Here is a 25978-nt window from a genome sequence, read left to right on the forward strand (position 1 = left end):
AAGGAGAAGAATATGAAGATTTTTGGAAAAACACTAGGATGGAAATTTTTAGGATTATTACTTAATCCAACAAAAGCACATGAAGAGTCAATCAATTGGGCACTTGAATTAACACAAGGTTCAAGAGCATTAAATGGGCAACATGTTCCAGAAGACTTAAAGGAACCTTCTGATAGAACAATTTTTACAGCATCAGGAAAATTATTCTCAGGAATGGTTTTAATAGAAGATTATTTTACAATGACAAAAACAATCTTCTATCCATTGACTGCATTTTTAGCTACTTTGGTTATAAATTGTATTTTAATGACAGGAACTTTATTTAAAGGTGTTCATGATTTTTCAAGTATAAGCAATTTTGGAAATAACAACCTTTTCTTGTTTATATTTTTGCTTTTAGGTGGAGTGGTTTTTGGATGGTATTTTATTATGGAAATAGTTTATGCAATTGCTACAAATGGAAGTGGTTTCAATTGGAGAACTATTTTAAAGAATGGTGTGCTATTAGGTGGAATTGCTTGTTCATATCATTTTGGTGTTTCTGATACACATTTAAAATTTGTTGAAATGATTGTTGGTTTTATTTCACCTGTTTTCTATATGTATTTATGCAATGAAAAAATCAACATTGATAGAGCTAGAGATTTAGCACAACAAGAATTAAATCATGGACATACTTTAGGTTTTACACATACTGCCTTCTATACAGATAGTGAAAAAATCCTTCAAGTTGAAGCTGCTATAAAAGACCCAACAAAACTTATCAGATTAGGTACAGCATCAGGTAGAGCCAGAGCAAACGGCAAATCCAATGCACCAGTAGCAGGAGCACCAGTTGTTATTTCTGAAAAAGATATTCAAGAAAGTCATGTTCAAATTCTTGGAAACTCAGGTTTTGGTAAAACAACAATGTTAAGAAGTATCATTGAACAACTTTACAATACTGATTGTGGAATGTTAGTTGTGGATGGTAAGCAAGTATTATGTTCAGAATTAGGAATTAGAAATGCAGAAAATCCACATGGACTTTTAGATGCAATCATTTCACCTGACAGAACAAAAAACTTTGCAATCTTAGAGGGTTTGAGTCCTGAAGAAAGAGCAGAACAAATATTGAGTGTTACAGGTTCAACTAATGCTAAGAAAGACATTTGGGATAGTGCAGGTGGATTGAACCTTTACTATGCAGGTGCAATTCAAGATTTGATTGTTTCTATGTCCGACCCAAAAAATGTGAAGCCTGAAGTTCTTCAACATTTTGCAAATGCTACTGATAAGCCTTGGAGTGGTTTCAGTGAAATCTATGGTTATGATGAGTCATTCATGACCTACAAAAATATTGGTGTTCAAATTCTTGAAACCCCTGATCCAAATGCAGAAGAGAAACATCAAATCATTCAGATTTTAGAGTGTCATGCTAGAAGTGGTGAAGTAGATTCAAAAGGTAAGCCAACAGCTAAAGCTATGTATATCAAACAGTGTGTTGATTACATCAAGAACAAGGGCAATGCAGGTAAAGACCGTATCAACTCTTCTGTTGAATTCACTGTTGATACCTGGAACAGCTTGCTTACCCAGGCAGAGGACTTGTTAGGATGGGCAATGTCCATCAAGAGTGATGTTCTTCTTTCATCAATTTTGCAAGGCAAGAAGATTGGTATTGAAGTAAATAAAAAATATGAGAAAGCAGGTATTCTTATTGTTCGTTTCGCTATCGCTAGAGTGATGAAAGAAATTGGTAAAAGAGATGCTAAATGGTGGAAAGACCCAACTCAAAAACGTGTTTATTTTATCTGTGATGAAGCTCAAGACATCTTGACTGAATACATGGTTTCCAATGCAGCAACATTCAGAAGTCAAGGTATGCACTATTTTAGTTCTACTCAAACTGAAGCAGGTTTAACCCAAAAATTAGGTAAAGAACTTAAAGAAGCATACAAAACACACTTTGCTCATAAAATTTGGTTCTATGTTGAAGATAAAGAATCTGTTGAATCCATGATTGATTTATGCGGTAAAACTGACTTGATCAGAAGTAGTAATAAGTCTAACCAAGCAATTGATTTTGATAAAACAGCAGATAATATTGCAGGTAGTGCAGAGTTTGATATTACACATCCTGATGCACATTCAATGAGAAAAACAGGTTCAAATTCTTTAATTGGAAAATTCAAGAGAAATATTTCAACCAGAACTAAAGATGCTTTCAAAGCAGCAAAAGGACAAGGTGATGGTGATCAGATTGTTGCTACATACTTTAAAGTTGGAGAAAATGCAGTTCCAGTGATGACACACAAAGAAATTGAATTGTTGAGTAACAAAGGATATTGCATAGCAAGAATTAAACGTGCAGGCTATTTTAGAGTTGATGTTATCAAGGCACGTGGAGTTGATGAAAAAGGGAATGTTTTTGAATAATCAAAAGCAATAAAAACAAAGGCCCCGAAAGGGGCTTTTTTGTTGACATTTATTTTAGACAATATATTAATGATTAATATATTACAGGAGAAAATAAAATGCCAAAAATAAAAGATACCGTTAAAAAAGTAGTTGAAGCAATTTCAGATCATCAGCAGGAACAAAATTTATTGACTGAAGGTGTTGCTGAAATCAAAGAAACAGTCAAGAAAACTACAACAAAAAAATCATCTACAAAAGCAGCACCAAAAGAAACTATTCAAGAACCTATTCCTTTAGGTGAAAAAGAAGGTGTTAATGTTGTGAAGAATGAGAAAGATGGAAGATATGAGGTAACACTTCCTAATTTCTATGATGCTTATTTTGACCTTGCCGGCAAGAACAAGCCAGGACAAATCATAGGTTACTCAAAAAGTGCTGATACAAGTCAGAAGGTTCAGAATGTCACAATAGCCATTCCTTTTGATGCAGTAAAAGATGACAAGGTAGCCATTGAAGTAAACAGAAAAATAAATCACACAAGAAATACTTTGAAAGACATTAAGGAAGAAATTGATACTTTAGATATGACTGCACATTTTGCAATCAATGATGATATGTCAGCAGGTAAGAAATTATTCAGTAAAGGAATTCCAAAAACTGAAGTTAAAGGTGAAGATGGAAAATCACAATGGAAGAATGGTGGATTTTTCAAAGGTGAAATAGTTGCAGTTGGCAAATACTTTGTAGTTGCTAAAGATACCAATCCAAATATTCCTGATGACCAAGTTGTTTTGAGAAAACTAGAAACAAATAAAATTCTTGATTTCAAAAAAGGTGATTATGAAGTTCCTGCACAACGATATGAAATAGTAAAAGCAAGACTAGGTTTAACAGATGCAGATTTTGATAAACAAGGAAGTAGTGAAGTTATCAAGCCAGGTGTAGTTAAGTATTTTGCTTATGATGATAGTGGAAGAGCAACTAAGATTGCTAGTGCATACACCAAACCACAAGCACAACAAAATAATCAAACACAAAAAACCAAAACAAATGATGCAGCACTTGCACAATAAAAGAGCCCGAAAGGGCTTTTTTAATTTGTGACATCTTGATTTGATTTTTAATTTTCGTATATTAGTTAAGTATTAAAGGAGAAAGTATGAATAATTTATGGAATTTTGTTTTTGGATTTGCCTATGTTGCAATTTCAATACCATTTTGGATTAGTAAGAAACCGCTAAATCTGAATGTGAAAAAAGAAAAATCGTTTTTTGTAAAAGTTGATTTGGCAATATTTGTTTTATTGGAAGTTTGGGCATACTTAAAATATGTCGGCATAGATAATGAATTATTATTATTGACTGATGCATTGTTGCTAACACTTCCAATTTGGTCTTGCTATGAATTTTTCAGAGGAAGAAAAATTTCAGAGGTATTTAGTGTAGATGTGAATTAAGGAGAAGATTATGTTACTACTAGGTGGAATAGGTGGAATCAGTCAATTAAATATTGACTCACAAGAACATGAAAAAGAGATAGAAGAAATTGTAGAAGAGAAACCAATAAGAAAACTTAAATTATTGGACTTTACAGCAGATGACTTAAGAAATCATGTTGCTGAAAAATCACTTCTTCATGAAGATGCAAGATATTTTGAAAAAATGGAATCATATTTCAATTATTTATCATTGGATGAAGAAAACAAATATGACCCAATAACCTCATTGTATGCAGTAAGAAATAACTCATACAACTATCTTCATGTTCCTGAAGAGATTAAAAGTGCTGATTTCATTTCAGCATGTCTATTCAATAACAGAAGAACATTTCTGTATATGACCGATGAGGATAAATGCAAGAAAGGAGTTTTAGCTTACATATCTGTTGCAGATGAAGAACTATTCAAACACTTTCCTGATTACTTGAAGAAGAGTGAGCAATTTTGGAGTTCAGTTGTTTCTATTAATCCAAGCTTCATTCACAAACTTGATGCTGATATGGTTGCTAGAATTAACAAGTATAGAAACAAAGATAATGAACAAGCTATTCCAAAAATATTGCAACAAGCACAACAACAACAACTAGCCTATGAAATGAAAAAGAAAGGAAAATAAAATATGGAAGAAAATGATTTGATGAAAGCACTAAATGACTTTGAAAAGAAAGTTCTAAAAATGGTAGATGGTTATTTTTCTAGAACAGGACAAATACATGCAGTGCAGTTATTAAAAACAAAAGATGCAGATAAAAATGAATTCAGTTCATTTTATTGTTGGTTCAACAAGAAGACAGGAATGTATGAGTTTTCACCAAATAAAAAAGTTGTTGGTATTGCCATACAAGCAGCAGCAGCAAAACTTGGCTTCATTCCAAACGAGACTTCATATAATAATGTTTTACACACATACACTAAATGTAGAAAAGTCAGATTTGAAAAACAACTCAACACCAAATAAAAAATCCCCGATTGGGGATTTTCTTTTACATTGATAATTCAGCACTGTTTGATTTTTGTATTTTCTTTTTCTGTTCTTCAACAGGTTTCACAACTTCAACAGCTTTAGGTTTTTCCACTGTTTGAGTGACTTCTTTCTTCATGCTTCTATCAAGTGACTGTTCAGCCTGGAATTCTTGATTGATACCCATTTGATAGGCTGTAGAGCGTGATGCTTGAGTCATGGCTTGCATAAGTAATTTCTCATTCTTCTTACCATCATTCCCTTCAATGGCACTCAACCAGGACTTCATATAGGCAGCATGATTCTTATCACACATAGGATTGTGAGGAATGCCAAGTTCTCTAGACATCATCACACTTGTTAATTCAGCCACAAGTTCTTCACGAGAATACAAGTCATCACCAAATGCTTTACCTTTTTCACGGCCAAGAGCTTCACCTGTTGAGTGGGCGATTTCATGAAGAAGAGTGTCATAGTAAGAAGTAATGTCTTTGAATGCAGATTTTGCAGGCATCACAATTTTGTTCTCTGATGGACGGAAGAAAGCCCTGTCAGAGTTTCCTTCTTCAATCTTCAATCCTGTTTTAGCAACCATTGCTTGAACATGTTGTTCAGCAGCTTCTATTGGGTTATGCACCATTCCACGATCAGGAAGAGGGGAAATATTTTCAATTTGAGAAGCATTAAAAACTGTTCCTGAGTAGGCATGTTTCCACCAGGATTTCACACCTACACCGCCTTCATCAGAACCATCTAGTTCAACATCAGCTTCTTCAGATGCACCTTTACCACCTGAAGCAAATACTTGAATAGCTTTATAAACAGCTTCACCTTTCATGTCTTTCTTCACATGAAATGGTTTGTTGATGTCATGTAATCCATAGTTCTCAAGTTCAGTAATTCTTTCATCAATTTTTGTTACCATTTCTTTGTAAGTTTCTGCATTATATTTATCTGAATTTCTATATTCTTCTAATTTATCTTTGTCACTCAAAATTCCTTTTCTTTTATCATCTATCATTTTTACATTAACGAATGATAGCCAACGATTATCACCATTGTTTGCTTTGGAACTATCTAATAAGTATGAATTTATTCCACCATAGATTGTTCCTGTTACTGGATTCATCGCAGGACTTCCCATAGTCAACCAAGGTTTATTCCAATTGTCTTTTTGGTTTGGATCTTCAATCATACTTAGATAATCTTTTAGAAGTGGAACATATCTATCATTTATTTTTTGAATGAGTTCAGCTTCATGGTCTTTTTTTTCATAATCTTTGTTGTAAGCCATTTTATTTTCTCCTTGTAATAATAAATATATATAACATTTATTTTGAGAAAATCAAATCAATCTATTGATTTATGATTTTAATTTTTGTATATATATAAGACAACTTAGGAGAAAATATGAAAATTAGAAAAATCGTTTTATCAGTTGCTTTAACTTTAACAGCAGCAACAACATTTGCAGGTCAAGTGACAAGCAAAATAAATGAGACACATGAATTAGTAATTGGAAGTAGAGTGAGTGCTGCACCTTTTAGTGCAGTCATTCCAGGTGCAGAGGATAACAAGCACCAAGGCTATTCAGTAGATGTGTGTAATGTTCTTGCTCAAAAATATGAGCAGAAATATAAAACAAAAATAAATGTAAAATATTCAGATGTAACTTCAAGTAATCGTTTTTCTATGCTTGATGCAGGAAATATTGACATTGAATGTGCAGGAACTTCAGTTAAACCAGAACAAGCAAAGATTGCTGATTTTGCAGTTATGTATTCTGATTCAATTATTGCAGCAGGGTTGAAGGGAACAACAATAAAATCATTAGATGACTTGAAAAATAAAAGAATTGCTATTACAGCAGGTTTCTCAGGAGAGCCATTAATTAGAGAATTCTTTGCAAAAAATAACATTGAAGTAACGACAACCAATTTGCAATCAGCCCCAAACTATGATGCAGCATTCATGTTATTAAAACAAAAACGTGTTGATGTGATTGTCACTAATCGTTCTTTATTGATTGGTGAAATCAACAAGCAAGCAGACAAACAAAATTACACTTTGATTGATGGTGCAAAATTTAAAGAAAAAGATTTGTTAGCAATATTATTGCCTGCAAAAGATAAAGAACTTTCTGATTTCTTCAAGGCTGAAGTTAAGAAGATGTTAGATGATGGAACTTTAAATAAATTACACATCAAGCATTTTGGTTCGCCAATGCCAACACAGATGAAAAAAGACATTGCTGAATACTACACAAAATAAAGAAAGGGGCAGCAGCCCCTTTTTTCATAACTATAACTAAAAGGAAAGAAAAATGAATTTAGGATTTATATTAGAAAAAGTTTCCACAGGAGAGCCACAAACTTATCTTGATTGGTTCATGGGTGGATTTGGCTTTACAGTGGGTGTATCAGTCACATCCTTCATCTTGGCCATGTTGATAGGTGTGAGCCTGGCAGTCATCAGAAGCCTACCAGGTGGAAAGGCAGCAACCTTTTTTGTGTCTGTCTTCAGGGGGATACCTTTATTGAACCAGATGTTCATAGTCTACTTTGCCATCATTCCACTTGTGCTTTCTGCTGATGTGGCGCCGTTGACATCCATATTGATTTGTTCAGTTTCAGTCTTGAGCATCTACATGGGTTGCAGAGTGTCAGAACATGTTTATGGAGCTATCACAGCACTACCAACTGATCAGAGAGAGGCAGGGAAGAGTTTAGGTTTCAGCACTGTTGATACTTACAGACTTATCTTGATCCCACAGGCTTTGAAAAATGTATTTCCTGCACTCACAAGCGAGTTCATGAGCACAGTCAAAAATTCAACCGTAGCAGGAAGTATTGGATTGATTGAGTTGTTTGCTGTATCCAAGAAAGTGACTGAGTTTGCACCTGTTGTATATGAACCTTTGATTATTGCAGGAACAGTTTATTTAATAATCAATTTTGTTCTAGAAAAGTTGATGAAGAAGATAGAGAAGAAAATATTTGCTTGAAAAGAAAAAAGCCCCATCAGGGGCTTCTTTTTTGAGATAGGAGTTTTACTTTTCTTAGTGAGCAAATCCCTTGAAGAAATCTGAAATTCCAACAACAAGATTCTTCATGAACTTGATGACCTTGCCTGCATAGTGAGCAAACAAGTAAAGCATCACACCGTTGATGATTACTGCACCAACCACACCAAGAACAGCCATAAAACCACTCATTCCCTTGAAGTAAGCATCAAGGAAACAAACATCATAAATAGGTGCAATCGCCAACCAAAGCATGAAAGAACCAAAGTTCTTCTTGCTCAAAACATTAGCAAGACCTGCACCACCAACAGCTACACCAGTAGCACCAATCAGAAATTTTTCGTTATCACGCATGTTCATTCTCCTATCTCATATGCACGTGTCGTACAGGTACTATAACGTAAGCCTATTTCTTGTCAAGTGCCTAAATCTTTAGTTGTGTCATTTTTTCACAAACATAAAGATATCTAATTTTAAAAATAAAACATATTTTGTTTTTGCCTTCTATTGTTTTTATTAAATTTTTGTATATACTAAAATAATAATAACAAAGGAAAAGGCATGTTTAATGAGTTACTTAATTTTGCAAATGTAAATTGGAGTGTGATAACAAAAGGATTGTTTCTTACTTCAAAACTTGTAGTTCTTGCTTTTGTAGTTGGAATAGTGTTTGGTTCAATCCTTGCATCAATGAAAGTTTCAAAAAGCAAACTATTAAACACAGTTTCAGGATGGTATATAGGATTTTTTAGACAACTACCATTATTGTTTGTGTTGTTAGCTTTTTACTTAATACTTCCAAATTTTCTTAGACAGTTTGGAATTTATGGTGATGTAACCTTCATTATTGCAGTTGTAGGTTTCAGTTTGTTTGAGTCAGCATACTTTGCTGAAATCATCAGAACAGGCATTAATGCAGTGCCATCCAACCAGGTAGAAGCAGCTACCACCTTGGGAATGAGTAAAACACAGTCATTCCTTCTAGTTGTCCTTCCTCAAGCAATCAGAAATTCCAAGAAATCAATCATTACTCAACTAACAACACTTATTCAAGATACTTCTCTTGTCTATGTGTTGAACATGAATGATTTCTTCAATGCTACTTACCATTCAGGTGAAGCTTCAGGTTACACAGTTCATGCAATGGTAGTGACAGCCATTGTCTATGTTGCTATCACTTTTGTACTAAATAAATTAACAGGAGAAAAATAAAATGAAAAACGAAATGCTAATAAAAGATGATGAAATAAATTATAAAGAAGAACTAAAAAATTGGAAATGGATTTGGTTGCTTCCAATATTGAGTTCATTGTTCTTCTTTTATAAAGGATACAAATTTTTAGGATTGTATGTTGATGACTTCTTGCAGACAGTAAGAACAATGACACAAGAAGAAAGAAATAATTATATTGAGAAATTTGAAAAAGAAAAAGCAGAAAGAAAGTCAGAGAAAAACATTTTGATGTTATCTTTCATTGCAATGTCTATCTACTACTTAATTTTTGGTGATAGTCATATATTGAATGTTTTCACAACCACAAGCTTGAGAATTGTTTATTTTACTTTTGTTGAAATTGGTAATTCATTTTCTCATGCATTCACACACTATCAAAATTTTAAAGGAATGTAATATGAAAATATTGGAAATAAAAAAATTAAAGAAATTCTATGATGGAAAGTTGGTTCTTGATGTTCCACATTTTGAAGTTCAACAAGGTGAAGAGATTTCCTTGTTGGGTTTCTCAGGTGCAGGTAAGACCACACTTATAAGAGCTATTGCAGGTATAGAGAAGGAAGACGAGGGAGTCATTATTGTGAATGGTGCAAACAATTTCACTTACACACCACAAGACTACTGTAAGCAAGTAGGCATGGTGTTCCAGGATCATGCATTGTTTGGACATCTAACAGCATTGGAGAACTGCACCATTGCACAGATGAGAGTCTTGAAGAAGACCAGGACGGAAGCTGAAGAACTAGCCACACATCTATTAAATAGAGTGGGTATGTCTGAACATCTTCACAAGTTGCCAAAACAACTTTCTGGTGGACAGAAGCAACGAGTAGCTATTGCTAGAACAATGACGATGCAACCAAAAATCCTTCTTCTTGATGAACCATTGTCAGCCCTAGATGCAACCAATAAAAACAAGTTTTCAGAACTTATAGAGAGTATCAGGGATGAAGGAGTAACTATCATCATGGTTAGTCATGATGTTGAGTATGCAAGGGCAAATTCTTCAAGATGTGTCTTTATGAGTGCAGGAAAAATTATTGAAGATTTGCAAACAGAAGAATTTTTTAGTAGTGAAGGAACAATAGAAAAAGCTGATTATTTAAACAGCACAAAATACACAAGGAGAAATCATGTATAAAGAAATGACTTATTTTTGTTCAATAGATGAACAAGAAAAATTATGGAAGATGAGTGAAGAGTTTGGAGTTAAAGTAAAAGTTGTTCTTGAATTCTGTCTTCACTATAAGTATGAATTGAAATCAAAACAATCAATCAGAAGTTCACCAAACAAAAAACCAAAAGGTAGATGTGTAAATTTCACTGCTGATGAAAAACAATTTAATTTACTAATTTATGATGATAACAAGAAAGAAATGATTTCAAAGGCTATTGCTGATACATACAAAGATTGGCAAACTGGAAAAATGAATAAAATAATTTTAAAATCGTATTTCCCTCACTTGTAAAAAATGCTCCTGGTGGAGCATTTTTTTTGACTTCTCTATTGTGTTTTGTTTTTATTTTCATAAGATTTATATATATACAAAAATTAAGGAGAAAGTATGAAATTAAAAGCAATCATGTTAGCAACAGTAATGTCATTAGGAATGATTCATGTAGCTTCAGCAATGGATGTAATTGATTGGGATAAAGACCCAACTTTAAGCCGTATTGTGAAAGATAAAAAAATTATTCTTGGTGTAAGAAAGACATCAGCACCAATGTCTTCACTTGTTAAAACAGAAACAGGTGAAAAGAAATATGAAGGATTGGCAGTTGATTTGTGTATGAAAACTGTTGACGAACTAAAAAAGAAAGTTCCTGATTTGAAGGTTGAGTTTTTTGAAGTTGATTCTAAAACTCGTATTCAAGCAGTGAAAGAAGGAAAAATTGATTTAGAGTGTGGTTCTACAACAAATAATAATAAAAGACAATCTGATGTAAATTTCTCAGTTCCATATTTTGTTTCTTCAGTGATGGCTGTAACTTTAAAAACAAATCCATTAGATTCTTTAGAAAACTTTCAACATGGTGTTCTTGTTTATACCAAAGGAACAACAACACAAAAAGTAGTTGAAGATTACTTCAAAGGTGTGGCAGTAACTTTGATGAAAGCAAAAAACAAAGACTATGGAACTAATGTTGTTTATGGTGATGATCATCAACAAAGTTTTGATATGTTGGCACAACACAAGGCAGATATTTTTGTGAATGATGAAGTTTTAATTACAGGATTAATCAATACTTCAAAAGATAAAACTATCTACAAAATGTTAAGAGATAGAATGAGTGTTGAACCTTATGGAATCATGTCAAGAAAAGATTCTCAAATAACAAAGATTGTTGATGATGTTATTGTTACTTCATTCAAAGATGGAAGTTTTCAAAACTTATGGGACAAGTGGCTTCCAGGTGTTAAACCATCAAGAACTATGGCTGATTACATAAGACAATGCAGAATTATTTCTGCTGAAACTTGCAAAACAACAGCATGGTAATAATAAAATAAAATATAAAAGCCTGAGTAATCAGGCTTTTTCTATTGATTTCATAATTTATTTTTGTATAATGAATTTACAACTAAAAGGATAAATTATGAATAAACATACAAAGAAAGGAATTATTGCTTTATCAATAATTTTAGGTTTTAATCTTGCTTATGCAGACAATGGGATTGTTGTAGACCAAAGCAACACATCTAATTCAAGACAAACCATCGGGCAAGATACAACTATTGTTGGAACAAACAATTCAACAGATCAGCAATTCAACACAATTTTAGGAACTTATAACTACAGTTCAGCCTATGGTGTAACAGCAATAGGAACATACAACAGCATTTATTCAGTGAATTCTGTTGCAATCGGAAATACAAATAATATTGATGGTTCAGGAAGAAGTTTTGTTTTAGGCAACATGAATCAAGTGTATGGAACAAATGAAAACTCATATACTTATTTGTTTGGTTTAGGACTTTCAAACAATGGCTTCAATAATTGTGTAGCTTTTGGTTCAGCATTGTATTCATCAGGTTGCACATCAGATTTTCAATTTAATGTTGGTGGAATGACTATTAGCAATGTTGGTAATGCTATTGCTGATACAGATGCAGTAAATTTAGGACAAGTAAAATCAATGCTTACTCCATACGATTCAAGCATTGCAAATCTTCAGACTACTCAAACAACAACAAGCAACCAGGTTAGTATTCTTCAAGGTCAAGTCAATACAACCAATTCAAATCTTTCTTCACTACAAACACAATTTAATAATTATGTGAGTAGTGCAAGCACAAGTTCAGGTTCTACATCATCAAGTGGAACTACTGACTTATCAGGTGTTCAATCTCAACTAAACACACACACTGCACAAATCAGTAATCTTCAAACTCAAACAACACAGAACACTACTGATATTGCAGATTTAAAAACTACTACAGCAACACATACAGAAGAAATTACTGCTTTACAAACAAATCAACAAAGCATGATGAACTTTGAGCAATCATTATCAACTCAAACAAACAAAAATACACAGGCTATAAGTCAGTTAAACAATAGAGTTGATAATCTTGAAAATAAAGTGAATGGATTGGAAGGAAAAATTCATTCTTATGCATACTCAGCAGCAGCTTTAGCAATGTCTAGCAACATCAACTTCAATCCATTTCTTGATAGACAAATAGGAATAGGTGTTGCATCAGTTGGTGGAAGAAGTGCAATTTCAATGGGAGTGGCAGTAAGAAACGGCAACAGCATGATTAGTGTAAAAGTCTCTTCAGGTTCACAAATGCCTGTTGGTGCATCAGCTTCAGTAAGTTGGGGATTTTGAAAAAATAAATAAAAAAAGAAAAGGACTTTGATAAGTCCTTTTTTGTTGACATTAATTTCCTATAGAGCACTATAAGAAGATAACTATAGGAGAATAATAATGAGAAGAGAAAATCCACTTTTTGCACTTCCAAACACAGAAGATGCATATGAATATTTTGCAAAAGAACAATCAAGAATGATTGGTAAAGATGTAATGCTTACAACATCAAGTGTATCAAACAGATTTTTATTTTTAGAAAAAAATCAGATTGTTGGAATGGCTTGTGTTGTATTGAAAAATGAAAAAGCAGAAATCCATGACAATATTTTGACTAATCTTCAAGTTCAACCAGGACATGAAGGTAAAGGAATTGAGGAAAAGTTACTTAAAGAAGTATCACAGAAATTCAATCGCAATCTTGAAATCAGTCCTTTATTGAAGGATGATGTGAAGAAAATTCAAGAAGGCAGAATGCAAACAAGGTTAGAAAAAAATCAAGAATTAAAATTAGAAATGCAGAAGTAAGGAAAAATCATGAAATACGAAAAACAAGAACACATACCACATGGTTATAAATGGTCAATCATCAATGATAAATTATCTAATGCTGAAGTTGATTCATACAATAGATATACAGATGACTACAACAATGCAAAGTCTGATGAAGCTAAAGAATTCTTTCTAGATCAAAGAAATAAATATTTAAAAGAATGCTTCAAGTCTTATGAAGAAAGAAAATTAAACACGCTTGAACCTGTCAATCTTCAGTCATCTTTCAATGAAGAAATGGGTAAGTTCATGTTGTCTATACCTGGAACAGCAGATGCAATCAAGATGTATGGAAAAGAAAAACCATTTCTATCTAATAAAATAATGGTTGCAAAGGGTGAAAATTCACATCGTTTTCTTTTTCTTGAAGACAATAAAATTGTATCTTCAATTGTTGTTACATTAAAAAATGAACAATATGGATTGAAGGAAAACATGATTACTACTGCTTACACTGATGAAGAACATAGAAACAAAGGATATGCTTCTAAGTTGGTAAGTTCAGCACAAAATGCTTTTAAAAATAAACTTGTGGTAAGTTCAGACTTAACAGAAGCAGGTGTGATGTTGTTCAAACCAAAAGGATTTGAACTTGAAAAATAAAAACCAAAGCCACTTTCTAGTGGCTTTTTTGTTGTCTGTCTTTAGTGGATGGATGTTTAAAACCAAATCCCATCATTGGGATTTTTTGTTGTAAGTATCTGAAATTGTTCACTAAATTATGTAGACGTTGGTGTTGTTTGGAAGTAAAATTAAACATCAAAACAACTTGTGAGATTGAAAGATGGAAACCAAAGAAGCAATCATTGTTCTTTATCACAACATGGAAAATAAAGTTTCTGATGTTTATGATAATAATGAAAATGTTTCTAGTGCTCTAAATTCTTTGATTGAAGGTTTTGAGTATCCTGATTTTTCACACAAGACCATCAAGCAGGTTCTACTTTCTTACTTCAAGAAGAACTTCAAACCGTTCAATCCTGGAAAGTGTGTTGTTGCAGGAGAGTTGATTGAGGACTACCAAGAACGGCAAGAACAACTTTTTCCTTTCATTGATGCACATGTCAAGATGCAACAAGGGGAACTTTGTGATGATGATTTGATTGAAAACTACTTAGCAGTTTTCACTTTTTCAGGAAGACTTTTGAGTTCTTTTGAACTGTTTGAAGGTAGAAAAATCTTCATCATCACGGATTGGGAAACAGAAGAAACACCAAGAGTCACCACACTTATGTACTGTGAAGACTACTGAAGAAGGGCAGGACATCACCACCAAAAAAGCCGCATATAGCGGCTTTTTTCATGCCTGTCAAGACAACAAAAAATTCAAGGTAGTGCTTGCTGAAGTGGGGAAGTTGCTGCTATAGTTCGTGTCCTGCACACGGCAGACAGCACCTAAACAGTGCTAAAGCCTTGGTGTATATAGGTCTGTAGCTCATCTGGTTAGAGCGTCACGTTGACATCGTGAAGGTAGTTGGTTCGAGTCCAATCAGACCTACCAAATTTTCTTGTGGTTGCACTTTTTGAGCAGCCATTTTTTACGGGTAGTAGTTGGAAAAAAAGTGGAAAAGTGCCTTGTTCCACTGAACCACGCCTTTACCGTCAAGTCCTTTCAAATCAACAACTTAGCTGATTTGGAAAAACGGTTTGAACCATTTCTTGACATGGTGGGGGTCGTTGGTTCGAGTCCAATCGTGCCTACCAATACACAGCATGGAGTTATCCCAGGTGAAAAACTGGCGAACTACCACAACCCGACATTCTCACGCTAGCTGAGCCTTGCGGGTTGTACCATGCAAAAAAAGAGCGGCTCAGGCCGCTCTTTTTTTTTACCCTTCGTAACGATATTACGCCCTGTTTGGAGTTGACATGCCTGACATTCGCCTGCCTGACGGCTCGGTTCGATCCTTCGACAAGCCGGTAACGGTTCATGAAGTGGCTGCGTCCATCGGTACCGGTCTGGCGCGTGCTGCGCTGGCAGGTCGCGTCGATGGCGTGCTGGTGGATACCTCGTACAGTATCGATCGTGATGCCGATCTGGCCATCGTGACCGACAAGGATGCCGATGGCCTTGGCATCATCCGCCACTCCACCGCCCACTTGCTGGCTTATGCGGTGAAGGAGCTGTTCCCGGAGGCGCAGGTGACCATCGGGCCGGAAATCGAAAACGGTTTCTACTATGACTTCGCCTACAAGCGCCCGTTTACTCCGGAAGACCTGACGGCCATCGAAAAGAAGATGAGCGAACTGGCCAAGAAGGATATCCCGGTCGAGCGCTACGAACTGCCGCGTGATGAAGCCATCGCTTACTTCAAGAGCATTGGCGAAGCCTACAAGGCCGAAATCATCGAATCCATTCCGCAGGGTGAGGTGCTGAGCCTGTACCGCGAAGGCGAGTTCACCGACCTGTGTCGTGGCCCGCACGTGCCGTCCACTGGCAAGCTCAAAGTGTTCAAGCTGATGAAGGTGGCCGGTGCCTACTGGCGCGGTGACAGCAAGAACGAAATGCTGCAGCGTATCTACGGTACGGCTTGGGCCAAGAAGGAAGACCTGGAAGCCTACCTCTACATGCTGGAAGAGGCGGAAAAGCGCGACCACCGCAAGCTGGGCGTGCAGATGGACCTGTTCCACCTGCAGGACGAAGCGCCGGGCATGGTGTTCTGGCATCCCAAGGGCTGGCAGCTGTGGCAGAACGTCGAGCAATACATGCGCGGCAAGCTGGTGAAAGAGGGCTATCAGGAAGTCCGCACCCCGATGATGATGGATGTGGAATTGTGGAAGAAGTCGGGTCACTGGCAGAACTACAAGGAAAACATGTTCATCACCGAATCGGAAAAGCGCGACTACGCTGTCAAGCCGATGAACTGTCCGGGCCATATCCAGATTTTCAACAGCGGCCTGCGCTCCTATCGCGACCTGCCGCTGCGCTATGCCGAGTTTGGCTCCTGTCACCGTAACGAGCCGGGTGGTGCGCTGCACGGCATCATGCGTGTGCGTGGCTTTGTACAGGATGATGGCCACATCTTCTGTACCGAAGACCAGATCAACCAGGAGGCCAAGGCTTTCCATCGTCTGGTGATGGAAGTGTATGAGCGCTTCGGTTTTGACAAGGTGTCGATCAAGCTGGCGCTGCGTCCGGAAAAGCGCCTGGGTGCGGAAGAAACCTGGGACAAGGCCGAGCAAGGCATGCGCGAAGCGCTGCAGGCTTGCGGCGTAGCCTGGGAAGAGCTGCCGGGCGAGGGTGCCTTCTACGGGCCGAAGATCGAATACCACGTCAAGGATGCGCTGGGTCGCTCCTGGCAGTGCGGTACCCTGCAGCTGGACTTCATGCTGCCGGAAAGTCTGGGCGCTGAATATGTGGCCGATGACAACAGCCGCAAACGTCCGGTGATGTTGCACCGCGCTGCACTGGGTTCGCTGGAGCGCTTCCTGGGTATTCTGATCGAAAACCACGCAGGCGCCTTCCCGCTGTGGCTGTCCCCGGTGCAGATGGTGGTGATGAATATCACCGAAGCGCAGGCGGATTATGCTGCACAAATCGCTGAAGCATTGAAGAAACAAGGCTTCCGCGTCGATCTTGACTTGAGAAACGAGAAGATCGGCTATAAAATCCGCGAGCACAGTCTGCAAAAGCTGCCGTACCAGATTATCGTGGGCGACAAGGAAAAAGCAGGCGAACTGGTTGCCGTGCGCGCCCGTGGTGAAGACCTGGGTCAGCTCACGCTGGATGCATTCATTGCCCGCCTCAAGGCTGAGATGCCCGAGGCCTGATCCGGCAACGGCAGGCATTTGATAGATTAATAGGAGATTTGGCTATAGCTCAGGAACGCGAAGCACGGATCAACGGCGAGATTACCGCTCGCGAGATTCGTCTGGTAGGCATGGAAGGTGAGCAGATTGGTGTTGTCAGTCTGCGTGAAGCAATGGCACTGGCCGAGGAAAATGATGTGGATCTGGTGGAAATTTCCCCGACTGCTCAGCCTCCGGTCTGCAAGCTGATGGACTACGGCAAGTTCAAGTACGAACAGTCGAAGAAGCGTCACGAAGCCAAGCTCAAGCAAAAGCAGGTCCAGATCAAGGAAATCAAGTTCCGTCCGGGCACTGACGATGGTGATTACAACGTCAAGCTACGTAACCTGATCCGTTTCCTTAATGATGGCGACAAAGCCAAGATCACCCTGCGTTTCCGTGGTCGTGAGATGGCTCACCAGGACATCGGCCTGGCATTGCTCAAGCGTGTTGAAGCCGATTTGGCTGAAATTGCGACAGTCGAGCAATTCCCCAAGCTGGAAGGTCGTCAAATGGTGATGATGATTGCCCCGAAAAAGAAATAATCGGGTATAATCGTTTTCTCAATACGGCAGGGTCTACCCTGCCGTGTTGATTTTGTAGGGCGGTAACGCCCTGCGCAAAAGCGTGACGCAGCGGTTTCAAGTACCTTCGGGTCACCCTGTGTCTAATCTAACTCAGAAATTCTGCAGGAGTTTTCCATGCCGAAAATGAAGACCAAGTCGAGCGCGAAAAAGCGTCTCAACGTGCTGGGCAATGGCGGTGTAAAGCGCTCTTATGCGTTCAAGCGTCACATCCTGACCAAGAAAACCACCAAGAACAAGCGCCAGTTGCGCGGTACCACCATGGTACACGCCACCAACATGGCTTCTGTTCGCGCTATGATGCCCTACGCATAAGGAGACTGAATAATGCCACGCGTTAAACGCGGTGTAACCGCACGTGCTCGTCACAAGAAAATCCTTGCCCTGGCGAAAGGCTATCGCGGCCGTCGCAAGAACGTCTATCGCATCGCCAAACAGGCGGTGATGAAAGCCGGTCAATATGCATACCGCGACCGTCGTCAGAAAAAGCGTCAGTTCCGTCAGCTGTGGATTGCCCGTATCAACGCCGCTGCGCGTGAAAACGGTCTGCCGTACAGCAAATTCATGAACGGCCTGAAAAAAGCTGCCATCGAAATCGACCGTAAGGTCCTGGCCGACCTGGCCGTGTTCGACAAGGCTGCCTTTGCTCAGATCGTTGAAAAGGCGAAAGCTAGCCTCGCTTGATAGCAAGACTGTAAAAGGGGAGGCTGATGCCTCCCTTTTTTTTCATTTGCCTGTAGTAAAGATGTTGCAAGAGCGTTGACCAGACTGCCATGAGTGTGGTCAGCCTTTTTGTTCCGGTCTGCCGGTTGGTGCAGGGTGCCGCTGATGTCATGCAACGGTTGCCACATCGCTGGCCGACAGGCCGGAAAGACGCATACGGTGTGAGACCCAATGACTAACGTTGACGCGATTCTCCAAGCCGGTCTGGCTGCCGTCGAGGCAGTGTCCGACCTCATCGAACTGGAGCAGGTCAAGGCGCGCTATCTCGGCAAGAGCGGCGAGCTGACCGAACTTCTCAAACAATTGGGCAAGCTTCCTCCCGAGGAGCGCAAGGCTGCCGGTGCCACCATCAATGTGGCCAAGCAGGCTTTCGAAACCGCCCACAATGCCCGCCGTGACCTGATCAATGCGCAGAAACTGGAAGCCCAGCTGGCGGCCGAGTCGCTGGATGTGACCCTGCCGGGTCGTGGCTTGTCCACTGGCGGCCTGCACCCGGTGGCGCTGACACTGGAGCGTATTGCCACCCTGTTCCGTTCCATGGGCTTCCAGGTAGCGGACGGTCCGGAAATCGAAACCGACTTCCACAACTTCCAGGCTCTGAACATTCCGGAAAACCACCCGGCCCGCGCCATGGCCGATACCTTCTATGTAGAAGGTGGTGATGTGCTGCGTACCCATACCAGCCCGATCCAGGTGCGTTACATGCTGAACAACGAGCCGCCGATCAAGATCGTGGCTCCCGGTCGTGTGTATCGCGTGGATTCCGATGCCACCCATTCGCCGATGTTCCACCAGATGGAAGGCCTGTGGGTGGAAGAGGGCGTGTCCTTTGCCGACCTCAAGGCGGTGGTGACCGACTTCCTGCGCCGCTTCTTCGAGCGTGACGACCTGCAAGTGCGTTTTCGTCCGTCCTTCTTCCCCTTCACCGAGCCGTCCGCCGAAATCGACGTGCTGGGCGAGCGTGGCTGGCTGGAAGTGGGCGGCTGCGGCATGGTCCACCCCAATGTGCTGCGCAATGTGAATATCGATCCGGAAAAGTACAGCGGTTTTGCCTTTGGCATCGGTCTGGACCGTTTCGCCATGCTGCGTTACGGCGTGAATGACCTGCGACTGTTCTTTGAGAACGATCTCAACTTCCTCAAACAGTTCAATTAAGCGCAGGCAGGGATAAACAATGCAATTCTCCGAACAATGGCTGAGAAACTGGGTTAATCCTTCCCTTTCCAGCGAGGAACTGTCCTACCTGCTGACCATGGCCGGTCTGGAAGTGGAAGAAACCACCGCTGCGGCACCAGCGTTTACCGGTGTGGTGATTGGCGAGGTCAAGGAGTGCGTCAAGCACGAAAACGCTGACCGCCTGCGCGTGACCAACGTGGATGTCGGTACTGGCGAACTGGTGCAGATTGTTTGTGGCGCACCGAACGTGGCCGTGGGTGTGCGCGTACCGTGCGCACTGCCGGGCGCGGTATTGCCGGGCGACTTCAAGATCAAGCCTACCAAGATGCGTGGCGTGGAATCCGGCGGCATGCTGTGCTCCGGCAAGGAACTGGGCGTACCGGAAGATGTGGATGGCCTGATGCTGCTGCCGGCTGATGCGCCTGTAGGCCAGAACATCCGCGATTATCTGGGTCTGGACGATCAGCTGTTCACGCTGAAAATTACCCCCAATCGTGCTGACTGCCTGTCGATCAAGGGTATCGCCCGTGAAGTGGCGGCCCTGACCGGTGCTGCACTGCAGCCGCAAGCCATCAGCGCCGTTGCGCCGCAAATTGACGATGTGGTGCCGGTTGCCATCGCCGCCCCGCAAGCCTGCGGTCGCTATATCGGCCGCGTGATTCGCAATGTCAACGCCGCTGCGCCGACCCCGGACTGGATGAAGCGCCGTCTGGAGCGTTCCGGTCTGCGTTCCATTTCAGCCATCGTTGACGTCACCAATTACGTACTGCTGGAACAAGGTCAGCCGATGCACGCCTTTGATCTGGCCAAGCTGAACGGTGGTATCACCGTGCGCATGGCCAAGGCTGGCGAGCAACTGCTGTGCCTGAACGAGAAAACCGTCACTCTTGCCGAAGACAATCTGGTAATTGCCGATGACGCCAAGGTGCTGGCCATTGCCGGCATCATGGGTGGCGAGGAAAGCGGTGTTACCACTGCCAGCACTGACATCATGCTGGAAAGTGCCTTCTTTGCCCCGGCAGCCATTGCCGGCAAGGCCCGCGCCTGGGGTTTCGGTTCCGACTCTTCCTTCCGCTTCGAGCGTGGTGTGGATTTCGAACTGCAACGCGACGCCATGGAACGCGCCACCGAACTGGTGCTGTCCATCTGTGGTGGCGAAGCCGGCCCGCTCAACGAGCAAGTTGCCGAACTGCCTGTCCGCAAAGGCGTGAAAGTCCGCACTGCGCGCGTAGCGCGTCTGCTGGGCATCACCCTGTCTGCCGAGCAGATCGCCACCATCCTCACCCGTCTGGGTCTGGCTTTCGATACCCTGGAAGACGGTTTCCTGGTGCATGCACCTTCCTTCCGCTACGACATTGAGATCGAAGAAGACCTGATCGAAGAAGTGGCCCGCGTACATGGTTACGATGCCATTCCCTACGAAGCACCGGCTGCTCGCTTGCGCATGCTGGCGTTGCCGGAAGAACGTCGCCCGCGTGAAGACATCCGCCATTTCCTGGCTGGTCGTGACTATCAGGAAGTGGTCAGCTACGCCTTTGTCGAGGAAGCCTGGGAGCGTGACTTTGCCGGCAATGCCGACCCGGTACGCCTGATCAACCCGATTGCCTCGCAAATGAGCGTGATGCGCTCGTCGCTGATTGGCGGTCTGGTCAATGTGCTGCAAGGCAACCTCAACCGCAAACAGCCGCGCGTGCGGGTGTTTGAAGTAGCCCGCGTGTTCGGCAAGAACGCTGCCGGCAAGGCCGACGAAACCACCCAGCCGGAAAAAGTGGCCGGTTTGGCATGGGGCCCGCGTGTTGCCGAGCAATGGGGTGCCAAGGCCGAGCGCATTGATTTTTACGATGTGAAAGCCGATGTGGAAGCCCTGCTGCTGCCGGCGCAAGCCAGCTTTGCCAAAGCCGCTCACCCGGCCTTCCATCCTGGCCGTTGTGCTGAAATCAGCCTGAATGGCAAGGTGATTGGCGTGATGGGCGAACTGCATCCCAAGTGGGCGCAGCAGTATGGCCTGCCAACGCCACCGGTACTGTTTGAGCTGGACCTGGCCGCTGTCGAACAGCGCAATGCCATCAAGGCCCAGCCGGTCAGCAAATTGCAGCCGGTACGCCGTGATCTGGCGCTGGTGGTTGACGAGCAGGTAACGGTTGCTGCTATGCTGGACACTTTCCGTCAGCATGCGTCCGCGCTGGTGAAGGAAGTTGCCTTGTTTGATGTCTATCGTGGCAAGGGTGTGGAAGAGGGCAAGAAGAGCCTGGCTTTCCGTGTGGTGTTGCAGGATGATGCCCGCACCCTGACCGACGAAGATGTCGAGCCGGCCATCCAGAAGCTGCTGGATGCCGTGGCTGCCAGCCATGCGGCACAGCTGCGACTGTAAGCCATTATTGCCGGAAGGCGTGGCATAATGTCCGCCTTCCATATTTGCATTCAAGAAGTTAAGGGGTAGTCATGACTTTGACCAAGGCTGAGTTGGCCGACCTGTTGTTTGACCAGGTAGGTCTGAACAAGCGTGAAGCCAAGGACATGGTTGAAACGTTTTTCGAGGAAATCCGTATCGCACTGGAAGCTGGCGATTCGGTAAAGCTGTCCGGATTTGGCAATTTCCAGCTGCGTGACAAGCCGCAACGTCCGGGCCGCAATCCCAAGACCGGGGAAGAGATTCCCATCACGGCACGCCGCGTGGTGACCTTCCACGCCAGTCAGAAACTCAAAGGAATGGTTGAGCAATACCATGCTAACAAGCAAGGCTGATTTGCCGGCAATCCCGTCCAAGCGCTACTTCACCATTAGCGAAGTGAGCGAACTGACCGGGGTGAAGCCGCATGTGCTGCGTTACTGGGAGCAGGAATTCTCCCAGTTGCGCCTGGTCAAGCGTCGTGGCAACCGTCGCTATTACCAGCACCACGAGGTATTGCTGGTGCGGCGTATTCGCGGCTTGCTTTACGATGACGGTTTCACCATTCAGGGTGCGCGCCAGCGCCTGGGTGCGGGCGGAGAAATGGAGCGGCCGATTACCGCTCAGGAAGTCCGTACCGAATTGGAAGCCATTCTGAATTGGTTGGATTCAGGTGTTGGCAAAAACTAAATAAACAGTTACAATGTGTTTCTCTTGAGTCGGGGTGTAGCGCAGCCTGGTAGCGCACCTGCATGGGGTGCAGGGGGTCGGAAGTTCGAATCTTCTCACCCCGACCACAAGAACAAAAGCAGCACACATTCATTAAAGCCACCAAATCATGGTGGCTTTTTTGTTGCCTGTAATAATGTACTGCCTGTCATTGGTCATTCACCATTGGATACAAAAACGAAAGCCACCCGAAGTCGGGTGGCTCTTTTCATGGGCGTTCAGCCAATAGGCCGCGGCAAGATTATTGATTCAGTCTTGGCTATCCCCATCAAATATTTTCCGGATACTGGTCAGGCAATGTGGCTGGTATGTTCAGCCGGATCAGAGCGCGCTCTTGATCTTTTGCCAAACGGTTTTTTCTTTGTTTACCTTGCAGTATTCATCAACCTCCGGCCGGACCTTTTCAACATTGGCAATCACTTCAGCGGCGCTGACCTTGCCATTTTTGTGTTTGCTGATTTCGTAGCCAATAATGACCGGTTTGTCGGTTTCCTTGAGCACGAGATATTCGTTGCAGGTAATGGTGTATTTGCCACTCGGCTTGCTGCCAGAGGCATTATGTTTGCCTGCATTGCCAGATTCAGCGGCAAATGCAGAACTGCTCATCAATGCGACCATGATCATGATTTTCAGTTTTGCAGACATGCTTGATTCCTTGGGAATTGATTCCCGAAAAATGAAAGTGCTTCGGGTTTGGCCATCCTCCAGTGATGCATTTCCCCGGTCAAGGCAAGCTGCTATGGATATTTCTTTTCTATCTGATGAGTTTTCCTGCTCGCGCCAAAATTAATCAGTGGGTATGGTAATAAAACATCCATATATTTGAATTCATTGCCATTATTTATATGGAATCAGCCGCGTGATGTGCATGGTTTGATGGCGTGCCTGCTGCTTTGGCTGCTACGGGATACGGAGGTGACATCAGCAGCAAGCGCAGTGGATGGATTATCCACCCAAAACCGGGCCGGCCTTGATGACGGCCTGAGTGCGGCTGCTGACCTCCAGCTTGCGCAAGATGGCCGATACATGTGCCTTGACGGTACTTTCCGCAATATTCAATTCAATCGCCACAATCTTGTTGGGTTTGCCGGCAATGATGGCATCCAGTACGCAGCGCTCTTGCTTTGTCAGGCTGGCAATGCGGCTGCGCATGGTTTGTTGTTCCATGGACAGGGGCAATGGAGTGAGGCTGTTGGTGTCGTGTCCGGACAATTGTGCTGGCTGGTAGATTTCCCCGTCTTCGGCAATACGTCGTACTGCATCCGCCATTTGCTGACGTGGCGTGGATTTGGGAATGAAACCACACACGCCCAGTTGCAAGGCGGCGGCGACCACTTCGCTGCGTTCATCCGCCGACACGATCACCAGCGGCACCACCGGTGCGCTTTCCCGCAACAGGGCTATGCCTTGCAGCCCGTGCATGCCTGGCATGTTAAGGTCCAATAGTGCCAGCTCAAGCGTGTCATCATGAATGGCGGCCTGGACTTCTGCCAGTGATGTGCACTCGATCAACTGCACCGAACGGCCAAAGGCATCCAGCACAACATCTTTCAATGCTTCGCGAAACAGTGGATGATCATCGGCGATCAGAATACTCATTTCCATCACGACCCCAACTTGTGAGTAAAGCTGCCTGATTCGGCCAGCGAACAAGACTATAGCCTGAAATGCACAATGCTGGCAGCATGGCCTTGGCGACGGGAGCGTATTGCATTCTGTTGAGCTGCGACCTCTTGCCCTTGCCAGCCAGTGGATGCCGACTGGAGCGGCGGGTGAGGCCGGAACGCCAGAATGTATGGCCGGTATGGCTTGCAAACGCTATCTGCCATACAGCCTGCCAGTGTTGGTGATGGCTGACCATGCAACAAAAGTAGAAGCCAGCGCAGGCTGGCTGACACAGAACAGGGATGCCCAGCCATCTGCGCAGCCCGGTGGAGACAAGATGAAGCAGTCTTCGGTACTGCTGGGTAGCACCCAGCAGCAAGAGCCGGCGCAAGCCGCGGCAGAATTGTTCGAGCAGCTGCATCAGCCATCACTGGCCCTGGTGCTGTTGTTCATCTCCCCAGCCTACGACCTTTCCTTGCTGGCCCCCGCCTTGCAGCAGCATTTCGGCGCTGCCCTGGTGGTCGGCTGCACCACGGCTGGCGAGATCGGCTGCCATGGCTATCAGCAGGGCAGTATCAGCGGAGTCAGTTTTGCCGAGCCGGACTTCTTTGCCGTTGCAGCCAGACTGGAGCGGCTGCATGACTTCGAACTGGCGGATGCCTTTGAAGCGGTGATGACGGCCCGGCATGAGCTGGCGCGCAAGAGCGGTTGTGCGATTGATCGCAACAGCTTTGCCCTGATGCTGATAGATGGCCTCGCGGCATGTGAGGAGCGGGTGGCCAGCCGGCTTTCTTCTGCGCTGGGGCATATCCCGCTCTTGGGTGGGTCGGCCGGTGACAATATGCGTTTCGAAAATACCGCAATATTGCTGGATGGTCGTTTCCATACCCAGGCAGCCGCCTTTGTCATGGTGGCCAGTCGGCATCCGTTCGAAATGTTCAAGTCCGAGCACGCTGCACGCAGCGGTGAGCGCATGGTGATCACCGAGGCTGATGCCGATAGCCGGCTGGTTACCGAGATCAATGCCGAGCCGGCAGCAGTAGAGTACTGTCGCACCCTGGGCCTGGACCCCGAGCAACTGGATGCCAATACCTTTGCCGCGCATCCACTGGTGCTGCAAGTGGGTGGCGTGCCGTATGTGCGCTCCATCCAGCGGGTGAACCCGGATTTGTCCTTGTCCTTCTTTTGCAGTGTGGATGAGGGCGTGGTGCTGTCGGGCACGCAGGCGCAGGACCTGGTGGCCAGCCTGGACCAGACCTTTGCCCGGGTACGCAGCCAGCTGGGGCCATTGCAGGTGGTGCTGGGATGTGACTGCGTATTGCGCCGCATCATGATCAGCAATACCGCTGCACAAAGCCGGCTCTCCAGCCTGCTGGTGCAGAATCGGGTTGTGGGCTTCAATACCTATGGCGAGCAGTTCAATGCCATGCATGTCAACCAGACCTTCACCGGTATCGCCATCGGCTATGCCGGACATCAGGGTGCGCTGCATCAGGGGTAATC

29 protein-coding genes and 2 tRNA genes are annotated in these 25978 nt (G+C 43.1%); 27 read left to right on the forward strand and 4 right to left on the reverse strand.

What is annotated here, in order from left to right:
* The first annotated feature begins 12 nt into the window (after positions 1 to 12).
* From ACE3SE_RS01170 to ACE3SE_RS01190, 5 genes are all read left to right on the forward strand, one after another.
* Entirely contained in the window at positions 13 to 2418 is a 2406-nt protein-coding gene (locus tag ACE3SE_RS01170; RefSeq protein ID WP_374553419.1) for a TraM recognition domain-containing protein, read from the forward strand.
* Positions 2419 to 2516: 98 nt separating this feature from the next.
* Positions 2517 to 3473, forward strand: a complete 957-nt coding sequence (locus tag ACE3SE_RS01175) for a hypothetical protein (protein ID WP_374553421.1) — start codon at positions 2517 to 2519, stop codon at positions 3471 to 3473.
* 86 nt (positions 3474 to 3559) lie between these two features.
* Complete coding sequence (locus tag ACE3SE_RS01180) at positions 3560 to 3856, forward strand: hypothetical protein (protein ID WP_374553422.1); 297 nt, start codon at positions 3560 to 3562, stop codon at positions 3854 to 3856.
* A gap of 10 nt (positions 3857 to 3866) precedes the next feature.
* Positions 3867 to 4514 (forward strand): hypothetical protein, encoded by a 648-nt coding sequence (locus ACE3SE_RS01185; protein WP_374553424.1) that lies wholly within the window; start codon positions 3867 to 3869, stop codon positions 4512 to 4514.
* 3 nt (positions 4515 to 4517) lie between these two features.
* Complete coding sequence (locus ACE3SE_RS01190; RefSeq protein WP_374553426.1) at positions 4518 to 4856, forward strand: hypothetical protein; 339 nt, start codon at positions 4518 to 4520, stop codon at positions 4854 to 4856.
* 25 nt (positions 4857 to 4881) lie between these two features.
* Here the strand turns inward: ACE3SE_RS01190 and ACE3SE_RS01195 are convergent, their stop codons facing one another.
* Positions 4882 to 6153 carry a zincin-like metallopeptidase domain-containing protein gene (locus ACE3SE_RS01195; RefSeq protein ID WP_374553428.1) on the reverse strand — a complete coding sequence of 424 codons (1272 nt, stop codon included), beginning with the start codon at positions 6151 to 6153 and terminating at the stop codon, positions 4882 to 4884.
* 116 nt (positions 6154 to 6269) lie between these two features.
* On the opposite strand from ACE3SE_RS01195, the gene ACE3SE_RS01200 reads away from it, so the two are divergent.
* On the forward strand, positions 6270 to 7130 hold the full coding sequence (locus tag ACE3SE_RS01200; RefSeq protein ID WP_374553430.1) for a substrate-binding periplasmic protein: 861 nt from the start codon (positions 6270 to 6272) through the stop codon (positions 7128 to 7130).
* A gap of 52 nt (positions 7131 to 7182) precedes the next feature.
* Positions 7183 to 7863 carry an amino acid ABC transporter permease gene (locus ACE3SE_RS01205; protein ID WP_374553432.1) on the forward strand — a complete coding sequence of 227 codons (681 nt, stop codon included), beginning with the start codon at positions 7183 to 7185 and terminating at the stop codon, positions 7861 to 7863.
* A 54-nt stretch (positions 7864 to 7917) separates the two neighbouring features.
* On the opposite strand, the gene ACE3SE_RS01210 is transcribed toward ACE3SE_RS01205, so the two are convergent.
* Positions 7918 to 8235, reverse strand: coding sequence for a hypothetical protein (locus ACE3SE_RS01210; protein WP_374553434.1), 318 nt, complete (start codon positions 8233 to 8235; stop codon positions 7918 to 7920).
* Between the two features lie 207 nt (positions 8236 to 8442).
* Here ACE3SE_RS01210 and ACE3SE_RS01215 point away from each other — a divergent pair, with 207 nt between their 5' ends.
* The 19 genes from ACE3SE_RS01215 to ACE3SE_RS01305 all read left to right on the forward strand — a co-directional run bounded on the left by ACE3SE_RS01215 (position 8443) and on the right by ACE3SE_RS01305 (position 22938).
* The gene (locus ACE3SE_RS01215) at positions 8443 to 9093 is read left to right on the forward strand and encodes an amino acid ABC transporter permease (protein ID WP_374553435.1); all 651 of its coding nucleotides are present in this window, start codon (positions 8443 to 8445) and stop codon (positions 9091 to 9093) included.
* Position 9094: 1 nt separating this feature from the next.
* Complete coding sequence (locus ACE3SE_RS01220) at positions 9095 to 9511, forward strand: hypothetical protein (protein ID WP_374553436.1); 417 nt, start codon at positions 9095 to 9097, stop codon at positions 9509 to 9511.
* Between the two features lies 1 nt (position 9512).
* Positions 9513 to 10256, forward strand: a complete 744-nt coding sequence (locus ACE3SE_RS01225) for an amino acid ABC transporter ATP-binding protein (protein WP_374553437.1) — start codon at positions 9513 to 9515, stop codon at positions 10254 to 10256.
* A complete protein-coding gene (locus ACE3SE_RS01230; RefSeq protein WP_374553439.1) occupies positions 10249 to 10584 on the forward strand; it encodes a hypothetical protein in 336 nt (111 codons plus the stop codon). The genes ACE3SE_RS01225 and ACE3SE_RS01230 overlap by 8 nt, the downstream gene beginning before the upstream one ends.
* A 96-nt stretch (positions 10585 to 10680) precedes the next feature.
* Positions 10681 to 11616, forward strand: a complete 936-nt coding sequence (locus ACE3SE_RS01235) for an amino acid ABC transporter substrate-binding protein (protein ID WP_374553441.1) — start codon at positions 10681 to 10683, stop codon at positions 11614 to 11616.
* Positions 11617 to 11713: 97 nt separating this feature from the next.
* Complete coding sequence (locus ACE3SE_RS01240) at positions 11714 to 12949, forward strand: hypothetical protein (RefSeq protein ID WP_374553443.1); 1236 nt, start codon at positions 11714 to 11716, stop codon at positions 12947 to 12949.
* A 99-nt stretch (positions 12950 to 13048) separates the two neighbouring features.
* Positions 13049 to 13456: a hypothetical protein gene (locus tag ACE3SE_RS01245; RefSeq protein ID WP_374553445.1), complete on the forward strand. Its 408-nt coding sequence runs from the start codon at positions 13049 to 13051 to the stop codon at positions 13454 to 13456.
* A gap of 9 nt (positions 13457 to 13465) precedes the next feature.
* Positions 13466 to 14083, forward strand: a complete 618-nt coding sequence (locus ACE3SE_RS01250; RefSeq protein WP_374553446.1) for a GNAT family N-acetyltransferase — start codon at positions 13466 to 13468, stop codon at positions 14081 to 14083.
* A 181-nt stretch (positions 14084 to 14264) separates the two neighbouring features.
* Positions 14265 to 14732 (forward strand): hypothetical protein, encoded by a 468-nt coding sequence (locus tag ACE3SE_RS01255; protein WP_374553448.1) that lies wholly within the window; start codon positions 14265 to 14267, stop codon positions 14730 to 14732.
* A gap of 172 nt (positions 14733 to 14904) precedes the next feature.
* Positions 14905 to 14981 (forward strand) — tRNA-Val (locus ACE3SE_RS01260).
* A 368-nt stretch (positions 14982 to 15349) separates the two neighbouring features.
* Positions 15350 to 17251 carry a threonine--tRNA ligase gene (gene thrS / locus ACE3SE_RS01265; protein ID WP_045845174.1) on the forward strand — a complete coding sequence of 634 codons (1902 nt, stop codon included), beginning with the start codon at positions 15350 to 15352 and terminating at the stop codon, positions 17249 to 17251.
* Between the two features lie 38 nt (positions 17252 to 17289).
* Positions 17290 to 17814 carry a translation initiation factor IF-3 gene (gene infC, locus ACE3SE_RS01270; RefSeq protein WP_082086295.1) on the forward strand — a complete coding sequence of 175 codons (525 nt, stop codon included), beginning with the start codon at positions 17290 to 17292 and terminating at the stop codon, positions 17812 to 17814.
* 156 nt (positions 17815 to 17970) lie between these two features.
* Entirely contained in the window at positions 17971 to 18168 is a 198-nt protein-coding gene (gene rpmI / locus ACE3SE_RS01275) for a 50S ribosomal protein L35 (RefSeq protein WP_045845173.1), read from the forward strand.
* A gap of 12 nt (positions 18169 to 18180) precedes the next feature.
* Complete coding sequence (rplT, locus tag ACE3SE_RS01280) at positions 18181 to 18537, forward strand: 50S ribosomal protein L20 (protein ID WP_045845172.1); 357 nt, start codon at positions 18181 to 18183, stop codon at positions 18535 to 18537.
* Positions 18538 to 18747: 210 nt separating this feature from the next.
* Complete coding sequence (gene pheS / locus ACE3SE_RS01285; protein WP_045845171.1) at positions 18748 to 19731, forward strand: phenylalanine--tRNA ligase subunit alpha; 984 nt, start codon at positions 18748 to 18750, stop codon at positions 19729 to 19731.
* Between the two features lie 19 nt (positions 19732 to 19750).
* Complete coding sequence (pheT, locus tag ACE3SE_RS01290) at positions 19751 to 22123, forward strand: phenylalanine--tRNA ligase subunit beta (RefSeq protein WP_374553451.1); 2373 nt, start codon at positions 19751 to 19753, stop codon at positions 22121 to 22123.
* A gap of 71 nt (positions 22124 to 22194) precedes the next feature.
* On the forward strand, positions 22195 to 22497 hold the full coding sequence (locus ACE3SE_RS01295) for an integration host factor subunit alpha (protein ID WP_045845169.1): 303 nt from the start codon (positions 22195 to 22197) through the stop codon (positions 22495 to 22497).
* Positions 22478 to 22831, forward strand: coding sequence for a MerR family transcriptional regulator (locus ACE3SE_RS01300; RefSeq protein ID WP_045845168.1), 354 nt, complete (start codon positions 22478 to 22480; stop codon positions 22829 to 22831). The genes ACE3SE_RS01295 and ACE3SE_RS01300 overlap by 20 nt, the downstream gene beginning before the upstream one ends.
* 30 nt (positions 22832 to 22861) lie before the next feature.
* Positions 22862 to 22938 (forward strand) — tRNA-Pro (locus ACE3SE_RS01305).
* A 253-nt stretch (positions 22939 to 23191) separates the two neighbouring features.
* Here ACE3SE_RS01305 and ACE3SE_RS01310 read toward each other — a convergent pair.
* Together ACE3SE_RS01310 and ACE3SE_RS01315 are read right to left on the reverse strand one after the other, a co-directional pair.
* Entirely contained in the window at positions 23192 to 23515 is a 324-nt protein-coding gene (locus tag ACE3SE_RS01310; RefSeq protein WP_374553453.1) for an HdeA/HdeB family chaperone, read from the reverse strand.
* Between the two features lie 300 nt (positions 23516 to 23815).
* The gene (locus ACE3SE_RS01315) at positions 23816 to 24469 is read right to left on the reverse strand and encodes a response regulator (RefSeq protein WP_374553455.1); all 654 of its coding nucleotides are present in this window, start codon (positions 24467 to 24469) and stop codon (positions 23816 to 23818) included.
* Positions 24470 to 24812: 343 nt separating this feature from the next.
* Here ACE3SE_RS01315 and nosP point away from each other — a divergent pair, with 343 nt between their 5' ends.
* The gene (nosP, locus tag ACE3SE_RS01320) at positions 24813 to 25976 is read left to right on the forward strand and encodes a nitric oxide-sensing protein NosP (RefSeq protein WP_131359320.1); all 1164 of its coding nucleotides are present in this window, start codon (positions 24813 to 24815) and stop codon (positions 25974 to 25976) included.
* Positions 25977 to 25978 lie beyond the last annotated feature (2 nt).

The organism is Aquitalea pelogenes (assembly GCF_041914625.1).
GTDB classification, from domain to species: domain Bacteria; phylum Pseudomonadota; class Gammaproteobacteria; order Burkholderiales; family Chromobacteriaceae; genus Aquitalea; species Aquitalea pelogenes.

Bases quoted from the DNA above. Each gene is read 5' to 3' on its own strand.
- ACE3SE_RS01170 (WP_374553419.1), top strand. From the start codon at position 13: ATGAAGATTTTTGGAAAAACACTAGGATGGAAATTTTTAGGATTATTA.
- ACE3SE_RS01175 (WP_374553421.1), top strand. From the start codon at position 2,517: ATGCCAAAAATAAAAGATACCGTTAAAAAAGTAGTTGAAGCAATTTCA.
- ACE3SE_RS01180 (WP_374553422.1), top strand. From the start codon at position 3,560: ATGAATAATTTATGGAATTTTGTTTTTGGATTTGCCTATGTTGCAATT.
- ACE3SE_RS01185 (WP_374553424.1), top strand. From the start codon at position 3,867: ATGTTACTACTAGGTGGAATAGGTGGAATCAGTCAATTAAATATTGAC.
- ACE3SE_RS01190 (WP_374553426.1), top strand. From the start codon at position 4,518: ATGGAAGAAAATGATTTGATGAAAGCACTAAATGACTTTGAAAAGAAA.
- ACE3SE_RS01195 (WP_374553428.1), bottom strand. From the start codon at position 6,153: ATGGCTTACAACAAAGATTATGAAAAAAAAGACCATGAAGCTGAACTC.
- ACE3SE_RS01200 (WP_374553430.1), top strand. From the start codon at position 6,270: ATGAAAATTAGAAAAATCGTTTTATCAGTTGCTTTAACTTTAACAGCA.
- ACE3SE_RS01205 (WP_374553432.1), top strand. From the start codon at position 7,183: ATGAATTTAGGATTTATATTAGAAAAAGTTTCCACAGGAGAGCCACAA.
- ACE3SE_RS01210 (WP_374553434.1), bottom strand. From the start codon at position 8,235: ATGCGTGATAACGAAAAATTTCTGATTGGTGCTACTGGTGTAGCTGTT.
- ACE3SE_RS01215 (WP_374553435.1), top strand. From the start codon at position 8,443: ATGTTTAATGAGTTACTTAATTTTGCAAATGTAAATTGGAGTGTGATA.
- ACE3SE_RS01220 (WP_374553436.1), top strand. From the start codon at position 9,095: ATGAAAAACGAAATGCTAATAAAAGATGATGAAATAAATTATAAAGAA.
- ACE3SE_RS01225 (WP_374553437.1), top strand. From the start codon at position 9,513: ATGAAAATATTGGAAATAAAAAAATTAAAGAAATTCTATGATGGAAAG.
- ACE3SE_RS01230 (WP_374553439.1), top strand. From the start codon at position 10,249: ATGTATAAAGAAATGACTTATTTTTGTTCAATAGATGAACAAGAAAAA.
- ACE3SE_RS01235 (WP_374553441.1), top strand. From the start codon at position 10,681: ATGAAATTAAAAGCAATCATGTTAGCAACAGTAATGTCATTAGGAATG.
- ACE3SE_RS01240 (WP_374553443.1), top strand. From the start codon at position 11,714: ATGAATAAACATACAAAGAAAGGAATTATTGCTTTATCAATAATTTTA.
- ACE3SE_RS01245 (WP_374553445.1), top strand. From the start codon at position 13,049: ATGAGAAGAGAAAATCCACTTTTTGCACTTCCAAACACAGAAGATGCA.
- ACE3SE_RS01250 (WP_374553446.1), top strand. From the start codon at position 13,466: ATGAAATACGAAAAACAAGAACACATACCACATGGTTATAAATGGTCA.
- ACE3SE_RS01255 (WP_374553448.1), top strand. From the start codon at position 14,265: ATGGAAACCAAAGAAGCAATCATTGTTCTTTATCACAACATGGAAAAT.
- thrS (WP_045845174.1), top strand. From the start codon at position 15,350: ATGCCTGACATTCGCCTGCCTGACGGCTCGGTTCGATCCTTCGACAAG.
- rpmI (WP_045845173.1), top strand. From the start codon at position 17,971: ATGCCGAAAATGAAGACCAAGTCGAGCGCGAAAAAGCGTCTCAACGTG.
- rplT (WP_045845172.1), top strand. From the start codon at position 18,181: ATGCCACGCGTTAAACGCGGTGTAACCGCACGTGCTCGTCACAAGAAA.
- pheS (WP_045845171.1), top strand. From the start codon at position 18,748: ATGACTAACGTTGACGCGATTCTCCAAGCCGGTCTGGCTGCCGTCGAG.
- pheT (WP_374553451.1), top strand. From the start codon at position 19,751: ATGCAATTCTCCGAACAATGGCTGAGAAACTGGGTTAATCCTTCCCTT.
- ACE3SE_RS01295 (WP_045845169.1), top strand. From the start codon at position 22,195: ATGACTTTGACCAAGGCTGAGTTGGCCGACCTGTTGTTTGACCAGGTA.
- ACE3SE_RS01300 (WP_045845168.1), top strand. From the start codon at position 22,478: ATGCTAACAAGCAAGGCTGATTTGCCGGCAATCCCGTCCAAGCGCTAC.
- ACE3SE_RS01310 (WP_374553453.1), bottom strand. From the start codon at position 23,515: ATGTCTGCAAAACTGAAAATCATGATCATGGTCGCATTGATGAGCAGT.
- ACE3SE_RS01315 (WP_374553455.1), bottom strand. From the start codon at position 24,469: ATGAGTATTCTGATCGCCGATGATCATCCACTGTTTCGCGAAGCATTG.
- nosP (WP_131359320.1), top strand. From the start codon at position 24,813: ATGAAGCAGTCTTCGGTACTGCTGGGTAGCACCCAGCAGCAAGAGCCG.